General features: G+C 75.1%; 15 protein-coding genes. 8 read left to right on the forward strand and 7 right to left on the reverse strand.

Translation table 11 applies throughout. From position 1 onward, the window contains the following. Positions 1–252: 252 nt before the first annotated feature. The 3 genes from AXF14_RS01380 (at position 253) to AXF14_RS01390 (ending at position 5,767) form a co-directional block, all read left to right on the forward strand. Entirely contained in the window at positions 253–1,089 is an 837-nt protein-coding gene (locus AXF14_RS01380; protein ID WP_067939443.1) for an undecaprenyl-diphosphate phosphatase, read from the forward strand. Between the two features lie 113 nt (positions 1,090–1,202). Further along, positions 1,203–2,474 carry an exonuclease SbcCD subunit D gene (locus AXF14_RS01385; RefSeq protein ID WP_067939447.1) on the forward strand — a complete coding sequence of 424 codons (1,272 nt, stop codon included), beginning with the start codon at positions 1,203–1,205 and terminating at the stop codon, positions 2,472–2,474. Continuing rightward, positions 2,471–5,767, forward strand: coding sequence for an AAA family ATPase (locus AXF14_RS01390; protein WP_067939451.1), 3,297 nt, complete (start codon positions 2,471–2,473; stop codon positions 5,765–5,767). Before AXF14_RS01385 ends, AXF14_RS01390 begins: the two co-directional genes overlap by 4 nt. A gap of 121 nt (positions 5,768–5,888) precedes the next feature. On the opposite strand, the gene AXF14_RS01395 is transcribed toward AXF14_RS01390, so the two are convergent. The 3 genes from AXF14_RS01395 to AXF14_RS01405 are packed head-to-tail and all read right to left on the reverse strand — an operon-like array spanning position 5,889 to position 8,634. Beyond that, positions 5,889–6,356, reverse strand: a complete 468-nt coding sequence (locus AXF14_RS01395; protein ID WP_067939456.1) for a DUF6912 family protein — start codon at positions 6,354–6,356, stop codon at positions 5,889–5,891. A 50-nt stretch (positions 6,357–6,406) separates the two neighbouring features. Next, positions 6,407–7,966, reverse strand: a complete 1,560-nt coding sequence (locus tag AXF14_RS13830) for a CpaE/TadZ family protein (RefSeq protein ID WP_067939458.1) — start codon at positions 7,964–7,966, stop codon at positions 6,407–6,409. After that, a complete protein-coding gene (locus tag AXF14_RS01405; RefSeq protein WP_067939461.1) occupies positions 7,966–8,634 on the reverse strand; it encodes a hypothetical protein in 669 nt (222 codons plus the stop codon). Before AXF14_RS01405 ends, AXF14_RS13830 begins: the two co-directional genes overlap by 1 nt. 114 nt (positions 8,635–8,748) lie before the next feature. On the opposite strand from AXF14_RS01405, the gene AXF14_RS01410 reads away from it, so the two are divergent. Continuing rightward, complete coding sequence (locus AXF14_RS01410) at positions 8,749–8,970, forward strand: helix-turn-helix domain-containing protein (protein ID WP_067939464.1); 222 nt, start codon at positions 8,749–8,751, stop codon at positions 8,968–8,970. Between the two features lie 14 nt (positions 8,971–8,984). Here AXF14_RS01410 and AXF14_RS01415 read toward each other — a convergent pair whose 3' ends face one another. Further along, positions 8,985–9,530 (reverse strand): LSm family protein, encoded by a 546-nt coding sequence (locus AXF14_RS01415; RefSeq protein WP_067939466.1) that lies wholly within the window; start codon positions 9,528–9,530, stop codon positions 8,985–8,987. A gap of 140 nt (positions 9,531–9,670) precedes the next feature. Between AXF14_RS01415 and AXF14_RS14255 the strand changes: the two genes are divergently transcribed. Next, complete coding sequence (locus AXF14_RS14255) at positions 9,671–10,525, forward strand: LysM peptidoglycan-binding domain-containing protein (protein WP_150118379.1); 855 nt, start codon at positions 9,671–9,673, stop codon at positions 10,523–10,525. Between the two features lie 55 nt (positions 10,526–10,580). Then, positions 10,581–11,336, forward strand: coding sequence for an Rv3235 family protein (locus tag AXF14_RS14640; protein WP_257721771.1), 756 nt, complete (start codon positions 10,581–10,583; stop codon positions 11,334–11,336). A gap of 144 nt (positions 11,337–11,480) precedes the next feature. Here AXF14_RS14640 and secA read toward each other — a convergent pair whose 3' ends face one another. Further along, positions 11,481–14,327, reverse strand: coding sequence for a preprotein translocase subunit SecA (secA, locus tag AXF14_RS01430; protein WP_067939479.1), 2,847 nt, complete (start codon positions 14,325–14,327; stop codon positions 11,481–11,483). Between the two features lie 286 nt (positions 14,328–14,613). Here secA and AXF14_RS01435 point away from each other — a divergent pair, with 286 nt between their 5' ends. Continuing rightward, entirely contained in the window at positions 14,614–15,549 is a 936-nt protein-coding gene (locus AXF14_RS01435; protein WP_067939483.1) for a ComF family protein, read from the forward strand. A 296-nt stretch (positions 15,550–15,845) separates the two neighbouring features. Beyond that, positions 15,846–16,490: a ribosome hibernation-promoting factor, HPF/YfiA family gene (gene hpf, locus AXF14_RS01440; protein WP_067939486.1), complete on the forward strand. Its 645-nt coding sequence runs from the start codon at positions 15,846–15,848 to the stop codon at positions 16,488–16,490. Positions 16,491–16,668: 178 nt separating this feature from the next. Here the strand turns inward: hpf and AXF14_RS01445 are convergent, their stop codons facing one another. Both AXF14_RS01445 and mtrB read right to left on the reverse strand, forming a co-directional pair. After that, complete coding sequence (locus tag AXF14_RS01445; RefSeq protein WP_067939489.1) at positions 16,669–18,381, reverse strand: LpqB family beta-propeller domain-containing protein; 1,713 nt, start codon at positions 18,379–18,381, stop codon at positions 16,669–16,671. After that, a complete protein-coding gene (gene mtrB, locus AXF14_RS01450; protein WP_236755833.1) occupies positions 18,378–20,321 on the reverse strand; it encodes an MtrAB system histidine kinase MtrB in 1,944 nt (647 codons plus the stop codon). Before mtrB ends, AXF14_RS01445 begins: the two co-directional genes overlap by 4 nt. Positions 20,322–20,375 lie beyond the last annotated feature (54 nt).

The raw sequence follows: 20,375 nt of genomic DNA on the forward strand, positions 1-20,375 counted from the left end.
GCTGGTAGTGGAACTTGTTTGCTCCGAATCGCGTGGGCGACGGTTGTCGTCGCTAGCACGATCTGGTCTTCCTCCGAACGCCGGTCTTGTCGTCCAGACGGGGGAGGGCGGGCCCTATTTGCCCAAGGGGAGGCGGCCTATTCGCACCTGAGTCCGGTTTCACACGGACGGCGCGGGTCCGTGGTCCGGAGCGCCGGTAGCCTCGGCGCCGGGACGCGATGACGTCCCGGGCCGCTTTACCCAGGGAGCACCATGAACTGGCTGCACGCCATCCTCCTCGGCATCGTCGAGGGCATCACCGAGTTCCTCCCGGTGTCCTCGACCGGACACCTCAACATCGTCGAGAAGCTCCTCGGCTACAACATCGACTCCGTCGGCATGACGGCCTTCACCGCCGTCATCCAGGTCGGCGCGATCATCGCCGCCATCGTCTACTTCTGGTCGGACATCGTTCGCATCGTCACCGCGTGGGTCAAGGGCCTGGGCAACCAGCACGCCCGCAACGACCCGGACTACACCCTCGGCTGGGGCATCATCCTGGGCTCGATCCCGGTGGCCGTCATCGGCCTTGCCTTCAAGGACTTCATCGAGGTCACCTCCCGCTCCCTGTGGGTCATCGCGGGCGCCCTCATCGTCTGGTCGGCCGTCATGTGGTTCGCGGACCGGCGTCAGAACCTCACCAAGGGCATGAAGCAGGTCGGCATCGTCGACGCCCTCGCCATCGGCTGCTTCCAGGCCCTCGCCCCCGTCTTCCCGGGCATCTCGCGCTCCGGCGCGACCATCTCCGCCGGCCTGTTCCGCGGCTTCGACCGCGTGACCGCGACGCGCCTGTCCTTCTACATGGGCATCCCGGCGCTGCTCGCCGCGGGCGCCCTCGAGGCCGTCACGAGCGCGGGCGACATCGCCGACACGGTCGGATGGGGCCCGACGGCGCTCGCGACGGTGGTCTCCGGCGTCGTCGCCTTCGCGACGATCAAGTGGCTGCTCGACTTCGTCTCCTCGAACAAGTTCACGAGCTTCCTCATCTACCGCGTCGCCCTGGGCGTCGTCATCATCGGCCTCGTCGGCTTCGGGGCTGTAGCGGCGTAAGGGCCCGCACCTGCACGCGGGACGGCCGCCGTCGGCACCATCCGACGGCGGCCGTTCCGCGTCCGCGTCAACGGGCCCCGATTCGTGTCGTCGGCCCGTGAGACAGTGCGTCCATGAGGATCCTCCACACCTCCGACTGGCACCTGGGCCGCACCTTCCACGGGCGCGTCCTGGACGAGCCGCAGGCGGCCTTCGCGGACCACCTCGTCGAGCTCGTCGAGGCCGAGTCCGTGGACGCCGTCGTCGTCTCCGGGGACGTCTACGACCGGGCCATCCCGCCGACGGCCTCGGTGAGCCTGCTCGATGACACGCTGGCGCGCCTGTCGGACCGCACACGGGTGGTCCTCACCTCCGGCAACCACGACTCAGCCCAGCGCCTCGCCTTCGGCTCGGGTCTGCTGCGCGAGGGTCTGTCGATCCGGGCGCGGACGGCGCAGGTGGACCGGCCCGTCATCATCCCGGACGCCGACGGCGGCGCCGGCCTGTACGTCTACGCCCTGCCCTACCTGGATCCGGACGGCGCGCGCGAGAGCCTGCCCCCGCTCCTCGCGGCACGGCTCGGGGAGGGCGACGCCGAGGCGCCGGGGCCGCTGGCCCGCTCGCACGAGGCGGTCGTCTCGGGTGCGCTGAGGCTGGTCGCGCACGACCTCGCGGGGCGTCGCAGCGGTGGGGGCGTCCGGGTTCCGGCGCTCGTCATGGCGCACGCCTTCGTCGTGGGCGGGCGCGCGAGCGAGGACTCCGAGCGGGACATCCGCGTCGGCGGCGTCGACTCCGTGCCCGGCGAGGTCTTCTCGACGCTCGGCGGATCCGCGGAGGCGGGGGCCGCCGGCGCTCTGGACTACGCGGCCCTCGGACACCTGCACCGGCCCCAGGAGATCGCGCAGGGCACGACGGACGGGGCCGGCGCGTCCGGCCCGCGCCTCGTCTACTCCGGCAGCCCGCTGCCCTTCTCCTTCTCCGAGGCCGACTCCCCGAAGTCCTCCGTCCTCCTCGACCTCGGGCCCGAGGGCGTCACCTCGCTCGAGCGCGTCCCCACTCCGGCACCGAACCGGGCGGCGACGTTGCGGGGCACGCTCGACGAGCTCCTCGGCCCCCTCGGCGACGGCCACGAGCGGGACTGGGTGCGCGTCGAGCTCACCGGCCCCATGCCGCCGGAGACGATGGCGCGTCTCAAGGAGCGCTTCCCCGACATGCTCGCCTTCTCCTGGTCCCGGCCCGCCGTCGAGCGCGAGCGCGGCGCCGCCCGGGTCACGCGGGCCTCGGACCCCGTCGAGATCACGGAGCGCTTCCTCACGCGCATGCTCGGCCGGGACCCCGACGACGCCGAGCGCGCCGTCATCACCGACGCCTACGACGCCGTCCGCACCGACCAGGAGGCCTCATGAGGCTGCACCGGCTCACCATGACCGGGATCGGCCCCTACGCGGGGACGGAGACGGTCGACTTCGACCGCTTCGCCGAGTCCGGACGCTTCCTCCTCACCGGCCCGACGGGCGCCGGCAAGTCGACCATCATCGACGCCATCGTCTTCGCCCTCTTCGGCTCCGTCGCGGACACGGCCGGGTCCTCCAAGCAGCGCCTGCGCTCGACCCTCGCGGCGCCGAGCGACCCGAGCGAGGTCGAGCTCGTCTTCTCCACCTCCGCGAGCACGTACCGGATCCGCCGCACCCCCGAGTACATGCGGCCCAAGCGCCGCGGCACAGGCCTGACGAAGGAGAACGCCTCGGTGCGCCTCTGGCGCCTCTCGGCGCCGGACGGCGAGGCCCAGGGCGAGCCCCTCACGCGCGTCGACGAGGTCGGGCAGGAGATGAGGCGCGTCGTCGGGCTCAGCCGGGACCAGTTCACGCAGACCGTCGTGCTGCCCCAGGGCCGCTTCGCCCAGTTCCTCCGGGCGAGCTCGGCGGAGCGCCACGAGCTGCTCCGCGACGTCTTCGGCACCGCCGTCTTCGACGCGCTCCAGGAGGAGCTGCGCGAGCGAGGCCGCGTCCTCCGGCGCGGGACCGACGCCGCACGGGAGGCGCTGCGCAGCCGTGCGGAGGTGCTCGCCCCGCTGCTGCCTGAGGAGCCGACCGCCGAGGCTGGAGGTGCGGACGCGACCGGGGCGGGGAGCCTCGACGGCGACGACGCCGACGCGGGCACCACGGGCCCGGGCACCGCGACTCCGGTTGATCCGGGCGCGGATCCCTCCCAGCCGGATCTCTTCTCGTCGCTGGCCGCGGGGCGTCCCGACGCCCCGGAGGAGCACGAGGAGCGTCCCTCCCACGCCGACGGACTGCGGGCGCTCGTCGAGGCCGCCGTGCCGGACGCCGACGCCATCAGCACGGTCGGTCGGGAGGCCGTCGCCCAAGCGGACGCCGACCTCGCCCCCCTCGCGGAGGCGGTCGAGACCGCCCGGGTCGAGCGGGCCGACGCCGCCGGGGCTGTCGAGGCGGCCGTCACCCTCCAGGAACGACTCGACCGCCGTGCGCGCCTCGTCGCCGAGCGCGACGCGCTGGAGGCCTCCGCGAAGGCGGACGCCGCTGACGCCGAGCGCCTCGAGCGGGCGCACCGCGCCGCCTCGGTCACGAGCGCCCTCACCGCGCTGCGGCGAGCTGAGCAGGGCGCGCGCGCCGAGGAGGCGACCGCCCGGCAGTCCCTCGCCGAGGCCGCCGAAGGGGAGCATGACGACGACGCTCTCGCACCGGTCCTCGAGACCGCCCTCGAGGCTCTCGAGGTGACCGCCGGTGACCGCCCCGACGGCGCGACCGACGGGCTCGAGGCTGCCTCGGCCGCCCTGGCGCACGCTGCGGACGAGGCCCGCTCCTCCTCCGGGGCCCTGCGGCCCCTCGCCGAGCTCGAGGCCGGGCTCACCACCCGCGCCACCGAGCTGGAGCGGGGCCGCGCGGAGCTCGCGGGACGCGAGGAGGCGCTCAGCTCGAACCGTGAGGCGCTCGAGGCGCGTCCCGCGCGGCAGAACGCCCTCGAGTCCCGTCTCCAGGCCGCGCGCACGGCCGCAGCCGGGCTCGACGGCCTCCACCTCGCACGCACCGCCGCCGAGGAGCGCCTGGGCCAGGCGCGCACCGCCGCCGCCCTCGAGGCCGCCCTCGGCGAGGCCGTCACCGCCGTCGAGCGCGCCCGGGACGCCGCGAGCAGCGCCGCGTCCACCGTCGCCGAGCGCCGCGGCGCCTGGATCGCGGCCACCGCCGCGTCCATCGTCGGCGAGCTCGAGGAGGGGGTGCCCTGCCCGGTCTGCGGCTCCACCGAGCACCCCGCGCCCGCGAGTCCCGAGCCCGGCACCGTCACCCGCAAGCAGGTCGAGGCCGCCGAGAAGGCCCAGAGGACCGCCGACGACGCGCTCGCCTCCGCCGCCTCCGAGCACGCCCGGATCACCCGGGACCTGGAGACTGCCCGGGCCGCCGCCGGGGAGGCGAGCCTCGAGGAGCTCCAGGGCGCGCTGGCCGAGGCCGCCGACCGGCTCACCGCCTCGGCGACGACCGCCGCCGAGGAGCCCGCACTCGCCGAGGCGCTCGAGGGCTTCACCGCCCGGACCGCCGAGCTGCGCGCGGCGCTCGACGCCGAGTCCGCCGCCCTCGCGGCCGCCCGCAGCCGCGCCGAGGCCGCGGAGGAGCAGCTCCAGGCGGACCGATCGCGCTGCGGGGCCGCACGCGGGGACCATCCCGACGTCGCCGGTCGGATGCGCGCTCTCACTGCCCGCGCCGCGAAGGACGACGCCGGGGCCACTGCCCTCAGCCGGGTCCTCGCCGCCTGGGCGGCTGCGGGCACCGCCGCCGAGGACCTGCGCACCGCCCTCACCACCGCCGGTTTCGAGACGGCGGAGGCGGCCTCCGCCGCCGCACTCCCGCCCGCGGAACTGCGCCTCCTTGAGGAGGCTGTCGCCTCGGTGCGCGCCCGTCGGGAGCGCGTCGAGCACGGGCTCACCCGCGACGAGTCCCTCGCCTCCCTCACGGGCGAGGAGGTCGCCGACGTCGACGGCGCCCGTGCCCGCCTGGCGTCGGCCGACGCCAGGCAGACGGCCGCCGTCGAGGCCCTCGAGCGCGCCCGGGCGGCCCGGGCCCGTCTCGCGGACGCCGCGCACGCCGTCGAGTCCTCGGCCTGCGCGCTGGAGGAGGCGGTCGCCGGCGCGGCCGCCCTGGCGCAGGTCGTCGAGGCGGTCTCCGGCCAGAACCCGGAGTCGACGCCGCTCGCCACGTGGGTGCTCCTGGAGCGCTTCAACGACGTCCTCGTCTTCGCGAACAACCGGCTGGCGCAGATGTCCGCGGGACGCTACGAGCTCGTCCGCGTCGACGACGAGTCCGGGTCGGCCGGGCGGCGCGACAAGGGCCTCGGGCTCGGCGTCGTCGACCGCTTCGCCGGCGACGGGACGGGCGTGCGCGACCCCAGGACGCTGTCCGGCGGCGAGACCTTCTACGTCTCCCTCGCGCTCGCGCTGGCCCTCGCAGACGTCGTCTCCGCGGAGGCCGGCGGCGTGCAGATGGAGACCCTCTTCGTCGACGAGGGCTTCGGCTCCCTCGACCCGGAGACCCTGCAGATGGTCCTCAGCGAGCTCTCGCGTCTCCAGGAGGGCGGGCGCACCGTCGGGATCGTGAGTCACGTCGAGGAGCTGCGCCGTCAGGTCCTCGACCGCATCGAGGTCACGAGGACGGACAACGGCTCCACGCTGCGCGTCGTCGCGCCCTGAGCCGCGGCCGCGGTGGCCGGCGCTCAGGGCCGTCGGCGCGCCACGCCCGCGTGCGCGCCAGGAGCCGGGCACGGCGGTCGGGCGTCACGGGCCCCAGGGTCCGGGCCCGGCGAGCGGCCGCTCAGCGCAGCTCGGCGGCGAGGGCGGCGCGCTCGGTCACGTCGTACCAGAGGAGGTCCGCGTCCGCGGCCCGCTCGAAAGCCTCCTCATCACCCGTCCGGGCGGCGCGCACGTCGGCCTCGGCCCCGGCCTCGTCGACGAGGACGGCGGCGACGTCATCCCAGCCCACGGGCTCGGCGACCTCGACCGTGCCGGGGAGGACGTCCTCCCCCGCAGGCACCTCCCTCACGACGTCGGCGGGGACGTCCGCGGCGATGACGACACGGCGGTCGGGCTCGTCGGCGCTGCCCGACTCGGCGAGGAGCACGAGCGAGGAGTCGGCGGCGCACAGGCTCGCCGAGACCTCGAGGCCCTCCTCGTCCTCCTCGGGGAGGACGGCTGCGAGTGCCTTCGTGACGGCGTGCGCGCGGCGCGCGGACACGGCGTCGGCGGCGAGGTCGGAGGCGGCGGCGGGCAGGTAGATGCGCATGGGGCCAGTCTGCCGCACCCCGCCCGCGAATCGGGCGAGCGCTCCGCGACTCAGGCCGGAGCACCTGCGGCGGCTTCGGGGACGTCGGTCGTCTGAGCCCGCTCTCGCCGTCCCAGGTCGCGCAGTCTCTGCCGAAGTCCTCCCCTCGCCCTGGCGGCCGCGCGCACGGCGCCCGCAGCAGGATCCACACGGTCGACGAGTACCGCGAGGGCCCGTCCCAGGTCCGTGCCCGGTGCGCCCTCGAGGACGCTCGTCCCCTCGAGCAGGCAGCGGTCGGCGGCGGCCGGGTCGTCCGGCAGCACGATGACGTCATTGAGCCCGCCGAAGCGCTCGAGCGTGTCGCGCACGGCGTGCTCCGGCGAGGGGCCCGCCACGGAGGACCGCACCCGGTTGACGACGACCTCGACGCGCCCGGCGGGCCGGTGGTCCTCGTCCGTGTCGCCGAGGAGCTGGAGGAGGCGCCGCACCCCGACCGGGTCGCCGCTGCCGACGACCACGACGACGTCGGCCGCCCGCACGAGGTCCGCGACGACGGCGCCCCGCCCCGGCTCGAGCGTGAAGTCGTCGACCTCGTCGTCCACGGCGCCCCCGGCGACGTCCACGACCGTCCAGGCCGCCGCACCGCGCGCCCGCTCCCAGACCTCCCTCATCGCGACCGGCGGCAGCTCGCGCCAGCGGCCGGCGCGGCCGAGGCCGGAGAGGAGGTCGACGCCGTCGGAGACCGGGATGGCGAGACGGGCGAGGGCCTCGTCGTCGAGGCGGCCGTGCGTCGCCAGGCGCGCGGCGCTCGCGAGCCCGGAGGAGTCGTCGGGCAGACCGAGGACCTGGACGAGTCCGGGCGCCTCGAGGTCCGCGTCGACGAGCAGGCTCCCGCCCGCGCGCGCGAGGCCGTGAGCGAGGGAGGCGGCGACCGTCGTGCGGCCGGGGGCCCCGTGCGGGCCCCACACGGCCAGCAGCCGACCGTCCGCGGGCCCCGCCGCGTCCGGCGCGTCGGACCGGTCGTCGCAGGCGGGCGCAGCCGCCGTGCTCGAGCCGGGGCCGTCCGGGTCCTCGGGCGCCGTGGCCCCGTCCGCCGTGCCGGAGGCGGCGCCAGCGGCATCGAGGCGGGCCCACTCGTCGTCGATGGCGTCGCCGGTCCCGTCGGCCCCGCCTCCCCGCGGGGCGTCCGGCCGTTCCGGTCCTGGTCCGGCGGGACGCGACTCGGCGCCATCGGGGCCGGGAGCGTCGCCGCGGGGCTCGCGGGACTCGTCCTGCGTCCCCCGGACGAGCCCCTGGAGGCGCGCCCGGACGGCGTCGACGGGGGCGTCGTCGCCGAGGACCGGCCAGCCGGCGCTCGTCCAGCGCTCCCGCTCGCCGTCGGGCGCGAGCAGGACGCCGCGGAGCCCGGCCCGCTCGAGCCGCTCCAGCACGGTGCGGTCGACGTCGTCGAGCCGGGTGTCCAGGACGACGAGGTCCGCCAGCCCCGCCATGCCGGCGCTCAGGAGCTCAGGGAGGTCGCCGCAGCGGCGGACGACCTGGAGGCCGGTGCCGGCGGCATCGAGGCAACGGACGAGCGGGGCGTCGTCGCCGGTGAGGGCCAGGAGGACGCCGACGGGGCCGGCGGACTCCATCACGCGCCCTCCCCGGTCGGAACGAGGACGAGTGAGCCCTCGGAGGCGACGGCGGTGAGGACCTGGGAGACGCGGGACCTGGGGACGAGCACCTCGACAGAGGTCGTGCGGGCGCCGACGAGGTCGTTTCCGGCCTCGCCCACGCGGGCGACGACGAGCTGCTCGGCGACGAGGGAGGCGTCGGTCTCCCCCGTCTTCGCGGTGATGGAGGCCGAGGGCAGCGTCCACAGGTCGACGACGTCGCCGGTGCCGGTGCCCTCGGGCAGACCCGAGGCGATGTCGAGGACGACGGAGCGGGTGTCCGCGGTCGACTCGGTTGAGACGGCGGCCTGCGGAAGGAGCTCGCCGGCCTTCATGGAGCGGGTGGCGACGGCGCCGTCGGGGAGCTCGTCCGCGGTAACGTAGTCGCCGGTGCCCGGGTGCGAGGAGACGAGGGTGAGGACGCCGTCGGCGGTGAGCGAGTCGCCCGGGGCCACGTCGGCCGTGAGGGCGTAGAGGTCCTGCGTGTCGGCGGCGGCGTCGACGGCCCACGCACCGACGGCGACGGAGGCGCCGATGAGGACGAGGCCGCCGGCGAGGCGCGGGTCGCGCCAGCGGGAGCGGCGGGTGCGGCTGGGTGCGGGTCGGTCGGCGGCGGCGCGGCTTCGGAGTCGGGAGGTCGGGGGCATGGGATCTTCCTTGATCGGGTGGCCGTCCCGGGGTGAGGACGGCTTCGTCATGTTTCACACCCGGTGATGATGCTTGGGGTGGTACCGGGCGGGATGAGGTGAGATCATCGTGGCATGAGCGAGAAGTTCCTGACCATCGCGGAGGTCGCAGAGAACCTGCAACTGTCCGCACAAGCCGTGCGGGCCCTCATCCTGTCCGGCGACCTCCCCGCCATCCAGGTCGGGGCGCGGCACCTGTGGCGCGTCCCGGAGTCGGCCTTCGACGGCTACGTCGAGCGCCAGCTCGAGGCCACGCGCGCCATGGTGGCCGCGGGGCAGCGCTCCACGCAGGAGTGACCCCGGCCGTGCGGTCAGCGCGACCGCACGGCCTCCACCACCCCCAGAGCGACGCTCACCGCCCCCTGAACCGCCCCCGCTGCGGACCGCACCCCCTCGGGCGCACCGTCGACGACGACGTCGACGTGGTCGCGCCCCACCCGCACGATCCGTCCGGTGAGCTCGGAGCCGACGAGCAGCACGCGCACGCGGGCACCTGAGCGCGCGAGCCCGCGCAGGGCGTCAGCGAGACCGGCCCGCTGGCGCGTCCGCCCGACCGGCGCCGGCCCGGGCAGCGGACCTGCGGCGGCCACGGCGCCGAGGGGAACGAGCGCCTGGAGGCCGTCCCCCTCCTCGAGCAGGAGGACGTCCTCGCTGACCCGCAGGAGCCGCCCGGCCAGCGTGCGACCGCCACGGGTCCCGATCCTCACTGTCCGTCCGACGGCGCCGCGGAGGCGGTCCACGAGCAGCACCTGACCGCGCTCCGCCTCGGCGAGGTCGGCGCTCTGGGCGGCGATGTCGGCGCGACGGTCGGCGTCGAAGCGGCTCTCGAGGTCGGCGAGGAGCTCGTTCCAGTCCATGCGACCAGCCCATCACACGGACGGGTGACCGGACCCGCAGGGAGCCGCGACGCGGTTCCGCAAGGCCGCACAGCGAACCCATACCCTCTTGACGGCATCGACACATGTCTCCGATTATCAAATCACCTCAAACATCATCGATGATGGTCGGAGACTCCATGCGCACCTCGGTCACGCTTCTCGGCGTCGGCACCGCCTCCCCCCTCCTCGCCCTCGCCCTCGGCGCCGTCGCGAGGGACGCCGCCCTCCGCCTGGCCGCCCTGCCCACGGCCGCGTGGGGCCCGGACCAGCTCGGCACCTGCGTCCTCGCCGTCGCCGCGGGAGCCGGTGCGCTCGGCGCCCTGTGGCACGTCGGTTCCGTCCTCCTCGCCCTCGTGGCGCTCGCTCCCGGCGAGCGGTGGGCCCCGCGGAGGACGACCGGCGGGCGCCGCCTCGCGCTCGCCCTCCTCGAGAGGTGGGGAGCACCGGTGGTCCGCCGCGCCGTCATCGGCTCGGTCCTCGCAGGACTCCTCCTGCCCGCCGGCGCGACGGCCGCGAGCGCGGCGACCACGCCGGCGCCCGATGACCTCGGCTGGGCGCCCTCGACGAGCGCTCCGGCCTCACCGTCCCCGACCGACGCGACGACGGAGCCGACGTCCGCGCCGCAGTCCCCCACAGCGCCGAGCACCGCCTCGAGGAACGGCAGCACCGACGACGCCTCCGACGGCGAGGGCCGGCCCGCACCGACCGCGGAGCCGGAGGAGTCCAGCGCGGGGGCGCCGGAGTCCATCCCCGGCTCCGACGGACGGACCGTCCGAGCAGGCGAGTCCCTGTGGTCCATCACCGCCGACCTCCTGGGGACGACAGCGACCGACGGCGACGTGGCCGGGGCCTGGCCCGAGCTCTACCGGGCGAACGCGGAGCGCATCGGCGACGACCCCGGCCTCATCCGACCCGGCACCGAGCTCGTCCTCCCCTCCGTCCTCACCACCGCGAGTCCTGCGCAGCCGAGCTGACGCGGCATCACCCACTCACCCGTCCATCCGCCCCTCCGCACCCCAGGGAGTCACCATGAGCGCCCTCCTCCTTCCCCCGGAGCCCGACGACCGCCCTCCCCTCACCGCCGTTCCGGCCACCGGAACCACCACGGACCGCCGTCGCACGCGCAGCGCCTCCGGCCCCACGCCCTCCGGACGCAGCACCCCCTCCGTGCACCGCACGACCCCTGCCGGACGCCCCCGTCCACGGACCGCCCTCGCGGGGCCGGAACGTCGGGGCTGGGACCCGCTGCGCTTCCAGCCCGCTCTGGCGAGTGACGCCGTCCCCGAGGAGGGGCCTGCGGCCAGGCGGCGGAGGGGCGGCCTGAGCCCGGCGGTCGGCCGCGGCGGGGCCGATGCGCAGGTCACCCGGGCTCGCACCTCCCCCGGTGCCCCGAGGGGGCGGGTCACGCCCGCGTCCGCGGCGGCACGAGCCGGCGCGCGGACGCCCGGGACGGCGCCCCCGACGGCGCCGCGCCGTGAGGCGGGCACGCTCGTGTGCGCGTCCGCCGAGGCGCTCCTCGGGCTGCGCCCCGCCGAGCAGCTGGCCCGGTGGACGACGCCCGAGCTCTTCGACGCCCTCGTGCGGCGCGCGGGCCTGGCGCGGCGCATCCTCGGCAACGGCCCTCGCGCGCACCCCGTCGTGCGCTCGGTCCACCTCGAGGCCACTGCCTCGGGCGCCTGCGAGGCCGCGGTCGTGCTCCACGACGGCGAACGGGCGCGCGCCGCGGCGGCACGGCTCATCGTGAGGCGGGGCCGCTGGGTCCTCGATCGTCTGGAGATCGCCTGACCCACCCCGGCGTCGTACCCCGGCTCGTGCTACCCCTCACGGCAACCGGCCTACCGTCGCCCCGCCCCACGACGACGCCGCCGCCCGCCCCCTGGAGGGGCCGGGCGGCGACGTCGTCGTGCTGAGCGGGTGCGGGCCGCTCGCTCAGCGGCGCTTCTTCGCCTTCTTCTTGGCGGCGCGGCGCTCGGCGCGGTTGGCGCCCTCGGCGGCCCCGCCGTCGTCGGAGGACGCGTCGGGCGAGCCGGCGCCAGAGGCGTCGCCCGCGGAGACGGTGCTCGAGCCGTCCTCGTCGGGGGCGGAGTAGGTGACGCGCTCGTTCATCGCCTCCTGGCCGGTGGAGCCGAGCACGGTCCCGCCCTGCTTAGCGCGCCCGAGGCCGAGGCGCCCGGAGGCGTCCGCGGCGGCGACCGTCGCAGCGGCCTGGGCGGTGCCGTCGGCCTCCGCGCGGGCGGCGGCCTCGTCGAAGCGCTGGGCGTTGGCGAAGACCTGCTCGACGGTCTCCTCGCGGATCCCCTCCATCATCGCCTTGAACATGTGGGCGCCCTCGTTGCCGTACTCGACGAGCGGGTCCCTCTGGGCCATGGCGCGCAGGCCGATGCCCTCCTTGAGGTAGTCCATCTCGTAGAGGTGCTCGCGCCAGCGCTTGTCGACGACGGCGAGGAGCACGCGGCGCTCGAGGGTGCGCATGGGCTCGGTGCCGAGCTGGGCGCGGGCGAGCGGGTTCGCGTCGATGCGGGTCTCGGCGTCCTCGTAGGCGACGGCGGCGTCGTCGGTGAGCTCGGAGGCGAGGCGGTCGGAGGTGAGGTTGTCGCGGCCACCGACGGCCTCGATGAGCTCGTCCTGCGTGAGGGAGACCGGGTAGACGTGGCCGAGGTCGTCCCACAGGGCGTCGAGGTCCCACTCGTCGGGGCGGCCCTCGGCGGTGCGCGCGGCGACGATCGTCTCGATGGTCTGGGCCCGGAAGGCGCCGACCTGCGGCTCGAGGTCCTCGCCGTCCAGGACGCGACGGCGCTCAGAGTAGACCTTCTCGCGCTGCTCGGTCATGACGTCGTCGTACTTGAGGACGTTCTTGCGGATCTCGTAGTTGCGGGACTCGACCTGGCGCTGCGCGGAGGCGATGGCGCGGGTGACCATCTTCGACTCGAGCGGGACGTCGTCGGGGTAGGCGCCCGAGGACATGATGCGCTGGGCGGCGCCGGAGGCGAACATGCGCATGAGGTCGTCCTCCATGGACAGGTAGAAGCGGGACTCGCCCGGGTCTCCCTGTCGGCCGGAGCGGCCGCGCAGCTGGTTGTCGATGCGGCGGGACTCGTGGCGCTCGGTGCCGAGCACGTAGAGGCCGCCGAGCTCGACGACCTCGTCGTGCTCCGCCTTGCAGGCCTCCTTGGCGGCCTTGAGGGCGGCCGGCCAGGCCTTCTCGTAGGCCTCCGAGTCCTCCTCGGGGTCGAGCCCCTTCTCCTTGAGAGCGGTGACGGCGATGTGCTCGGCGTTGCCGCCGAGCATGATGTCGGTGCCTCGTCCGGCCATGTTGGTGGCGACGGTGACGGCGCCCTTCCGACCGGCCATGGCGACGACGGCGGCCTCGCGCGCGTGCTGCTTGGCGTTGAGGACCTCGTGCGGGATCCTCCGCTCGGTGAGCATGCGGGAGAGCTGCTCGGACTTCTCGACGCTGGTGGTGCCGACGAGGACCGGCTGGCCGGCCTCGTGGCGCTCCTCGATGTCGTCGACGACGGCGGTCAGCTTGGCCGCGACGTTGGTGTAGACGAGGTCCGGCTGGTCCTTGCGGATCATCGGCTTGTTCGTGGGGATCGGGACGACGCCGATCTTGTAGGTGCCGGCGAACTCGGCGGCCTCGGTCTCCGCGGTACCGGTCATGCCGGAGCGGGAGCCCTCGGGGTAGAGGCGGAAGTAGTTCTGGAGGGTGATCGTGGCGAGCGTCTGGTTCTCCGCCTTGATCTCGACGCGCTCCTTGGCCTCGATGGCCTGGTGCATGCCCTCGTTGTAGCGGCGGCCGGGCAGGACGCGGCCGGTATGCTCGTCGACGATGAGGACCTCGCCCTCGCGGACAATGTAGTCCTTGTCGAGGTGGAAGAGCTCCTTGGCGCGGATGGCGTTGTTGAGGAAGCCGATGAGCGGGGTGTTCTCGGACTCGTAGAGGTTGTCGATGCCGAGGTAGTCCTCGACGCGCTCGATGCCGGAGGCGGTGATGCCGACGGTGCGCTTCTTCTCGTCGACCTCGTAGTCCTTCTCCGGGGTCAGGCGCGTCGCGATCTTGGCGAACTCCTGGTACCACTTGTTGACGTCGCCGCTGGCGGGGCCGGAGATGATGAGCGGCGTGCGGGCCTCGTCGATGAGGATGGAGTCGACCTCGTCGACGATGACGAAGGCGTGGCCGCGCTGGACGAGGTCCTCGGGGCGCTGCGCCATGTTGTCGCGCAGGTAGTCGAAGCCGAACTCGTTGTTCGTGCCGTAGGTGATGTCGCAGGCGTACTGGGCGCGTCGCTCGGCCGGGGTCTGGCCGGTGAGGATGCACCCGGTGGTGAGGCCGAGGAACCGGTGGACGCGGCCCATGAGGTCGGACTGGTACTCGGCGAGGTAGTCGTTGACGGTGACGACGTGGACGCCCTCGCCGGTCAGGGCCCGCAGGTAGGAGGGCATGGTGGCGACGAGGGTCTTGCCCTCACCGGTCTTCATCTCGGCGATGTTGCCGAGGTGGAGGGCGGCACCGCCCATGATCTGCACGTGGTAGGGCCGCATGCCCAGGACGCGGTCGGCGGCCTCGGAGACGGCGGCGAAGGCCTCGGGGAGGAGCTGGTCGAGGGTCTCACCCTCGGTGTAGCGCTCCTTGAGCTCGTCGGTGACCTCGCGGAGCTCCTCGTCGGTCATCTCGCTGTAGGCGTCGGCGAGCGCCTCGACCTGGGTGGCGAGGGCGTCGAGCCGCTTGACGGTGCGGCCCTCACCGATGCGAAGGATCCGGTCGACGATCGACACGCTGGCTTCTCCCTTGGTTCGCGGGGGCGGGCCGTGTGGCCCCGGCCGCGGTGGCGGCTCACGCGCCGAGGGGCGCGGCCCGGCGCCCGGTCACCCGGGCGCCGTCGCCGCAATCGTAGTGGACGGCCCCGAACCTCCCGCATGATCTCGCTCATCGCGAGCGTCACCGGATGGTTGCGGAGCGGCGTCGGACGCCGGGCTCCCCAGGCGCCCGCCGTGGGACCCTCCTCCCCCGCCCCGCGGCACGGCCGGGCACGAGCCCTCGCCGACGGCGCAGCATCGTCGCGTGCCTCCCGACCAGCTGCTGAGCGCCGTCGCTCGTCTCGTCCTGCCCGCCTCCTGCGCCGGCTGCGGACGCTGGGAGACGACGCTGTGCGAGGACTGCGCCGCGCTCCTGACGGGCCCGCTCGAGAGGGTCGAGCACGTGCGCGCCGTGGAGGACCTCGAGGTCGCGGCCCCGGCGCGCTACTCCGGCCCCGTCCGGCCGATCGTCCTCGGCTGGAAGAACGGGGCGCGGGAGGACCTCGACGCCGTCGTCGCCGAGGCAGGGCGACGCGCGGGCGCGGCGTGGGCGCAGGACCGCCTGCTCGCGCCCGACGGCGGAGCCCGCCCCGCCTCCGGCGACCGTCCCGCCGGCACCGCCGTCGGCTCGCCGGGCGGTCCGCTCCTGGTCGTCCCGGCACCGTCGGGCGTGGGGCGTCGGCTCCGCGGGCGCCTCGTCGTCGCACGGCTCGCCGATGACGTCGCCCGGGGCGTCGCGGAGGCCCTGCGCGGCAGCGCGGCGGGCCGCGCGACCGGCCCCGGTGACAGCGCGGCGACCGGTGCGGGGCCGGAGGGCCAGCGTCCTCGGGCGACGCTCCCCACGGCCGTGCTGTCGGCCGACGTCCTGCGGCGGGACCGGCGCCGGGCGAGCACGCACCAGGCCGGGCTCTCCGCCCGCGGCAGGCGCAGCAACCGCGCCCGCGAGCCCCGGGTCCTGGCCGACGTCGCGGGCGCCCGGGTCCTGCTCGTCGACGACGTCGTCACGACCGGGGCGACGCTCGGGGCGTGCGCGCGGGCGCTGCGGGCCGTGGGCGCCGAGGTGCTCGGAGCCCTCGTCCTGGCGGCCGCGCCGCCGCCGACCACGGCCCACCCGAGGGTCCCCGGCGGCGGCGTCCGGCGCCCCGCGCCCGGCGCCGAGGGCGCCCCGGCCGGCGCGCCCGGGACCGATGAGCACCGATGAGCACGGCGTCGTGCCGGCCGTCCCCGAGCACTCCGTCGCCGCCCCCTCAGCCGCTGGCGAACCGGCCCCGCGTGAGCCCGCGACGGCGTCCACGGAGGTCGGACGAGTGGTGTAAGTTATGTGGCACATCGCACACGAGGTCGTCCCCGGTCCACCGACGTCAGCGTCGACGCCGGACCGGGGACGCGGATCCAGGAGGTGGTCGAGGACTCTCCAGAACCCGTCGTGAGGTGCGGCGGGCGCTCTTCGGACCGATCCCCCGAGGGGATCCCCAGAACCCGGAAAGAGGTTCCACCATGGACATCACCGTCGTCGGCCGTAACGCTGAGGTCAGCTCGCGTCTGCGGGACTACGTTGAGGAGAAGGCCGTCAAGGTCGAGCAGTTCGACCCGCGCGTCCAGCGCGTCGAGGTCGAGGTCACCCACGAGCGCAACCCGCGGCAGGCGGACACCGCCGAGCGCTGCGAGATCACCGTGATCTCCAAGGGCCCGGTCATCCGCGCCGAGGCCAGCTCCTCCGACCGCTTCGCCGCCTTCGACATCGCCATGGGCAAGCTCACCGAGCGCCTCCGCCGCGCCCGGGACCGCAAGAAGGACCACCGCCGCTACGCGGTCGAGGCCTCCGGCGTGCTCGAGGGCGCGTCGACGCTCGAGGAGCCGGTCGTCCCGGACACGGACGACGCCCCCATCGAGGACCAGCCCAAGGCCCCCACGGAGCACGGCGTCGCCGTCGAGTCGCAGCTCGGCGACTCCCCGGTCCTCGTGCGACAGAAGCTGCACGAGGCGACCCCGATGACCGTCGACGAGGCGCTCTACCAGATGGAGCTCGTGGGCCACCCCTTCTACCTCTTCATCGAGAAGTCCACGAAGCAGCCCTGCGCGGTCTACCACCGCCGCGGGTGGACCTACGGCGTCATCCGCCTCGACGCCCAGGTCCTCTGAGAGAACCGCTCACCACCACTGCGCGCGGGTGCGCCCCGTCGTCCTCCGGGACGGCGGGGCGCACCCGCGTCCGCCGCCGGTGCGCGGGCCGTCGAGGGGCGTCCCGTCCGACGCCGTCGAGGGCGCCGGCCCCGCCCCCCAGGGGCCGGCCGCGGCGAGCGACCGGCCTCGACCGGCGTCAGACGAGCGGGTAGGAGACGTCGGTGACGTCCGTGGACACGACGCGCCAGGTCGCGCCGACGCGCTGCCAGACCTGGTGGGAGTCGTCGACGAGCAGGACGGTTCCGTCCGTGCGGTTGGCGACGATGCTCGCAGCCCCCTGGGCTCCCGGGCTGGCCGAGAGCGTGCCCGGCGCCTGGACCCGCCGGACGACCGGCGCGTCGTCTCCGTCGGAGGGCTCGGCCAGGAGGCACAGGTCCGTCGTGTCGAACCAGGCGAGGCCCGCGCGGGCCCCGCTTCCGGGGAGGAGCCGCACCGCCTCGCCGAGCCCGGTGGGGGCGCCGTCCTCGTCGCGGATGACCGCCGCGAGGGTGATGGTCGCGCCGGACGTGCGCACGAGGAGGCGCTCGGACTCCGCGGAGAGGTCGATCGCCTCGATCCCGTCGGTGAGCCAGTCGGCGGAGACCTCGGCGCGCAGACCCTGGGCGTTGACGACCGTGAGCGCTCCGGCCGAGGCGGTCCAGACCCACCCGTGGCGATCGACGACGGGCGGCAGCATGACGATCTTCGAGGGGTCGTCGGTGTCCGCGGACAGGACGGCCGTCGCGGCCCGCTCCCCGGCGCCGACGCGCAGGAGGCTAGCGCCGGACAGGACGTAGACGGCGCCGTCGACGCCGAGGGCCGGGTAGCGGGCCTCCTTCGTGCCGAGGACGTCGGAGGTGACGAGGGTCGTGCGGGTCGAGGAGGCGCCGCGCACGACGTTCCCGCCGCTCATCCCGACGAGCGCCCCGGGTGAGGCGCCGGGCTCGGGCAGGTCGGCCGCCTCGCCGAGGTCGTCCGAGCCGGTGCTCGCGGTGACGGAGTCGATACCGTCGACCTGCGTGAGGGTCGCGCTCAGCTGCGCGACGAGGAGCGCCCGCTGCGCGGTGGTGAGGCGCTCGGCCTCCTCCGAGAGGCTCACCTGGGCGGTGCCGCCGCCGGTGACGACGCCGTCGTCGACGAGGGCGAGTCCCTTGGGGACGGCGGTGGTGACGGCGGGCGCGAGCCAGGACGCGGGACCGCCGAGGAGCGCCGTGACGAGGCCCTTCTCGCCGTCGCGCCGCGGGAGGAAGCGCAGGTCGGGGACGAGCCGCCGGCGGTCGCGGGTGAGGAAGTAGACCGGGCGGGCGATGAAGTTGTCGGCGAGGGCCGAGGAGGGCAGGAGGATCCCGCCGGGCAGGTCGACGATGCGCCACTCGCCCGCGGCGTTCGTGGCGAGGGAGTACGCGGCGTCGAGGGTGGTGCCGTCGACCTGGGTGAGGACGCCGGTGGAGCCCAGCGAGGCGGTCTGCTCGGTCGAGACCTGGACGGAGCCGTCGTCGGCGACCTCGAGGACGCGCGCCTTGGAGCCCTGGTAGACCCGGACGACGCCGAGCGGCTCCCAGCTCGTCCGCACGGGCCCGAGGAGGAAGCTGCGGGCGGTCGCGAAGTCGTCCGAGAAGCCGGCCTCGCAGGCGCGGAGGAATCCGGAGACGATCTGCTCGACGGTGGCGCCGTCGGCGGGCCCCGCGGCTGTCTGGACGAGGCCGGAGTCGTCCTTGGTGACGGCGTCGGAGCGCGTGACGCCGCCGGAGCGCGGCAGGGAGGCGCAGCCGGCGAGCGCTCCGGCGGCGGCGCTCCAGCCGAGGACCGCGAGGGCCCGGCGGCGGGTGACGGGCGCGGCGGGAGGGGCAGGACGGGTGCGGCGGGTCATCGGGCTCCTCCCTTCGGGGCGTCGGGGGTGCGCGCGGAGGGGGCGTCGCCGGGGACGCGCACGGTGACGCGCCGACCGGCGGCGGGCGGCGGGACCGGGCGCGCGCCGCCGCGCGGCTCCGCGGCGAGGTCCGGCGTCGGGGCGGTCGGAGCCGTCGGGGTCTCGTCGTCCTCGTCGTCGTGGTGGACGCCCTCGGCGCGGCGGGAGACCGGGACCGGGCCGATGGCGGAGCTCGGCGCCGGCGCGGCCGGGTCGCGCCGCGAGGTTGACCTCGACACGACGGGGGCGTCGTCGGGGACGGCGCCGAGCGGCCAGGCTCCCGTGAGGACGCCAGGGGTCCCGTCGGGTCCGAGGCTGCGGGGCAGGACCATGAGGAAGGCGGAGCCGTCGCCGGGCCAGCCCCAGTTCTCGAGGGTGCCGCCGTGGAGGTGGGCGTCCTCGAGGGAGATCGACAGGCCGAGGCCCGTGCCGCCCAGGGTGCGCTTGCGGGAGGGGTCGGCCCGGTAGAAGCGGTCGAAGACCTTGCCCAGGACGTCCGGGCTCATGCCGACGCCGTGGTCGCGCACCCTCACGGCCACGATCGTGTCCGTGCCGGCCAGGGTGACGTCGATCCGCGGCGGCTCGCCCTCCTTGGCGTGGTCGAGGGCGTTGGTGACGAAGTTGCGGACGATGCGCTCGACGCGCACGGCGTCCATCTCGGCGATGAGCGGCTCGGGGGCGGGTGCGATGGTGACGACGGCGCTGCGCTCCTCGATCTGGACGCCGAGGTCCCCGACGACCCGCTCGACGACGGCGCGCAGGTCGGTCTCCTCGACGGAGAGCTGGACGCGGCCGGAGTCGATGCGGGAGATGGCGAGGAGGTCCTCGAGCATGCGGGTGAAGCGGTCGACCTGGTCCTGGAGGATCTCGATGGAGCGGACCGCGAAGGGGTCGTTGATCTCGTCGCGCGCGTCCATGATCTGCTCGCTCGCGAGCCGGATCGAGGACAGGGGCGTGCGCAGCTCGTGGGAGACGTCGGAGACGAAGAGGCGCTGGAGCTCGGAGAGGTTCTCGAGGCGCTTGATCTGGGACTCCAGGGCGTCGGCCATGTCGTTGAAGGAGCGGGCCAGGGCGGCGAGCTCGTCCTCGCCGGCGACCGCGAGGCGCTCGGACAGGAGGCCGGACGCGAGGCGCTGGGCGGCGAGCGAGGTCCTCCGCACGGGGATGAGGACGCGCCAGGTCAGGCCCCAGACCCCGAGGATGAGGATGAGGAGGAAGCCGACGCCCGCCAGCTCGATGGCGCGGGCGGCGGTCGAGATGAGGCGCTGCTCGGGCTCGAGGGAGTAGACGAGGTAGAGGTCGTAGTCGCCGGCCACGGGCAGGCTCGCGCGTGACCCGACGATGATCCCGGGGGCGGTGCCGTCACCTGAGGCGGCCGGCACGGAGACGGACTGCCAGAACTGGGCGCCCGTGTCCCCCTTGACGGCCGCGTCGTCGACGGCCTTCTCGAGCTCGGGGGTGACGAGGGAGGACAGGCGGGTGTCCGTGGCGAGGTCGTTGATGGCGGCGGAGGAGGCGTCCGAGCCGCTGCGGAGCATGACGACGCCGACGCCGCCGGTCCCGGAGGAGGAGCCCTTGATGCGTGACACCTCATACTGGACGGCGGCCGCGGCCTCGTCAGCAGTGGTGACGGTGGTGTCGTCGAACTCGGCCTGGACGGTGGCGACGCGCTGGCGGGCGTCGGCGAGCACGGCGTCGCGCCGGTCGTTGAAGACGTCGTCGCGCACGCGGCTCGTGACACCGGTGAGGAGGAGCGCGATGAGGACGATGCCCGCCGCGGTGGCGAGCAGCGCCATGCGGGTCGAGAGGCTGCGGCGCACGGCGAGCACGAGGCGGCGCAGCCGCGGGGGCAGCCACCGGGGCAGAGGGCGCCGCGTCGGGGCGCCCGGGGAGCTCGTCACTGGTTCATCATCCCGCGTCGGGGGCGGCGATCCGGTCACGGACGGGCCGCATCA

This window comes from Actinomyces radicidentis, assembly GCF_001553565.1.
In the GTDB taxonomy this organism is placed as follows: domain Bacteria; phylum Actinomycetota; class Actinomycetes; order Actinomycetales; family Actinomycetaceae; genus Actinomyces; species Actinomyces radicidentis.

Coding starts and splice junctions, on each gene's coding strand:
- AXF14_RS01380 (WP_067939443.1), top strand. CDS start 253: ATGAACTGGCTGCACGCCATCCTCCTCGGCATCGTCGAGGGCATCACC.
- AXF14_RS01385 (WP_067939447.1), top strand. CDS start 1,203: ATGAGGATCCTCCACACCTCCGACTGGCACCTGGGCCGCACCTTCCAC.
- AXF14_RS01390 (WP_067939451.1), top strand. CDS start 2,471: ATGAGGCTGCACCGGCTCACCATGACCGGGATCGGCCCCTACGCGGGG.
- AXF14_RS01395 (WP_067939456.1), bottom strand. CDS start 6,356: ATGCGCATCTACCTGCCCGCCGCCGCCTCCGACCTCGCCGCCGACGCC.
- AXF14_RS13830 (WP_067939458.1), bottom strand. CDS start 7,966: ATGGAGTCCGCCGGCCCCGTCGGCGTCCTCCTGGCCCTCACCGGCGAC.
- AXF14_RS01405 (WP_067939461.1), bottom strand. CDS start 8,634: ATGCCCCCGACCTCCCGACTCCGAAGCCGCGCCGCCGCCGACCGACCC.
- AXF14_RS01410 (WP_067939464.1), top strand. CDS start 8,749: ATGAGCGAGAAGTTCCTGACCATCGCGGAGGTCGCAGAGAACCTGCAA.
- AXF14_RS01415 (WP_067939466.1), bottom strand. CDS start 9,530: ATGGACTGGAACGAGCTCCTCGCCGACCTCGAGAGCCGCTTCGACGCC.
- AXF14_RS14255 (WP_150118379.1), top strand. CDS start 9,671: ATGATGGTCGGAGACTCCATGCGCACCTCGGTCACGCTTCTCGGCGTC.
- AXF14_RS14640 (WP_257721771.1), top strand. CDS start 10,581: ATGAGCGCCCTCCTCCTTCCCCCGGAGCCCGACGACCGCCCTCCCCTC.
- hpf (WP_067939486.1), top strand. CDS start 15,846: ATGGACATCACCGTCGTCGGCCGTAACGCTGAGGTCAGCTCGCGTCTG.
- AXF14_RS01445 (WP_067939489.1), bottom strand. CDS start 18,381: ATGACCCGCCGCACCCGTCCTGCCCCTCCCGCCGCGCCCGTCACCCGC.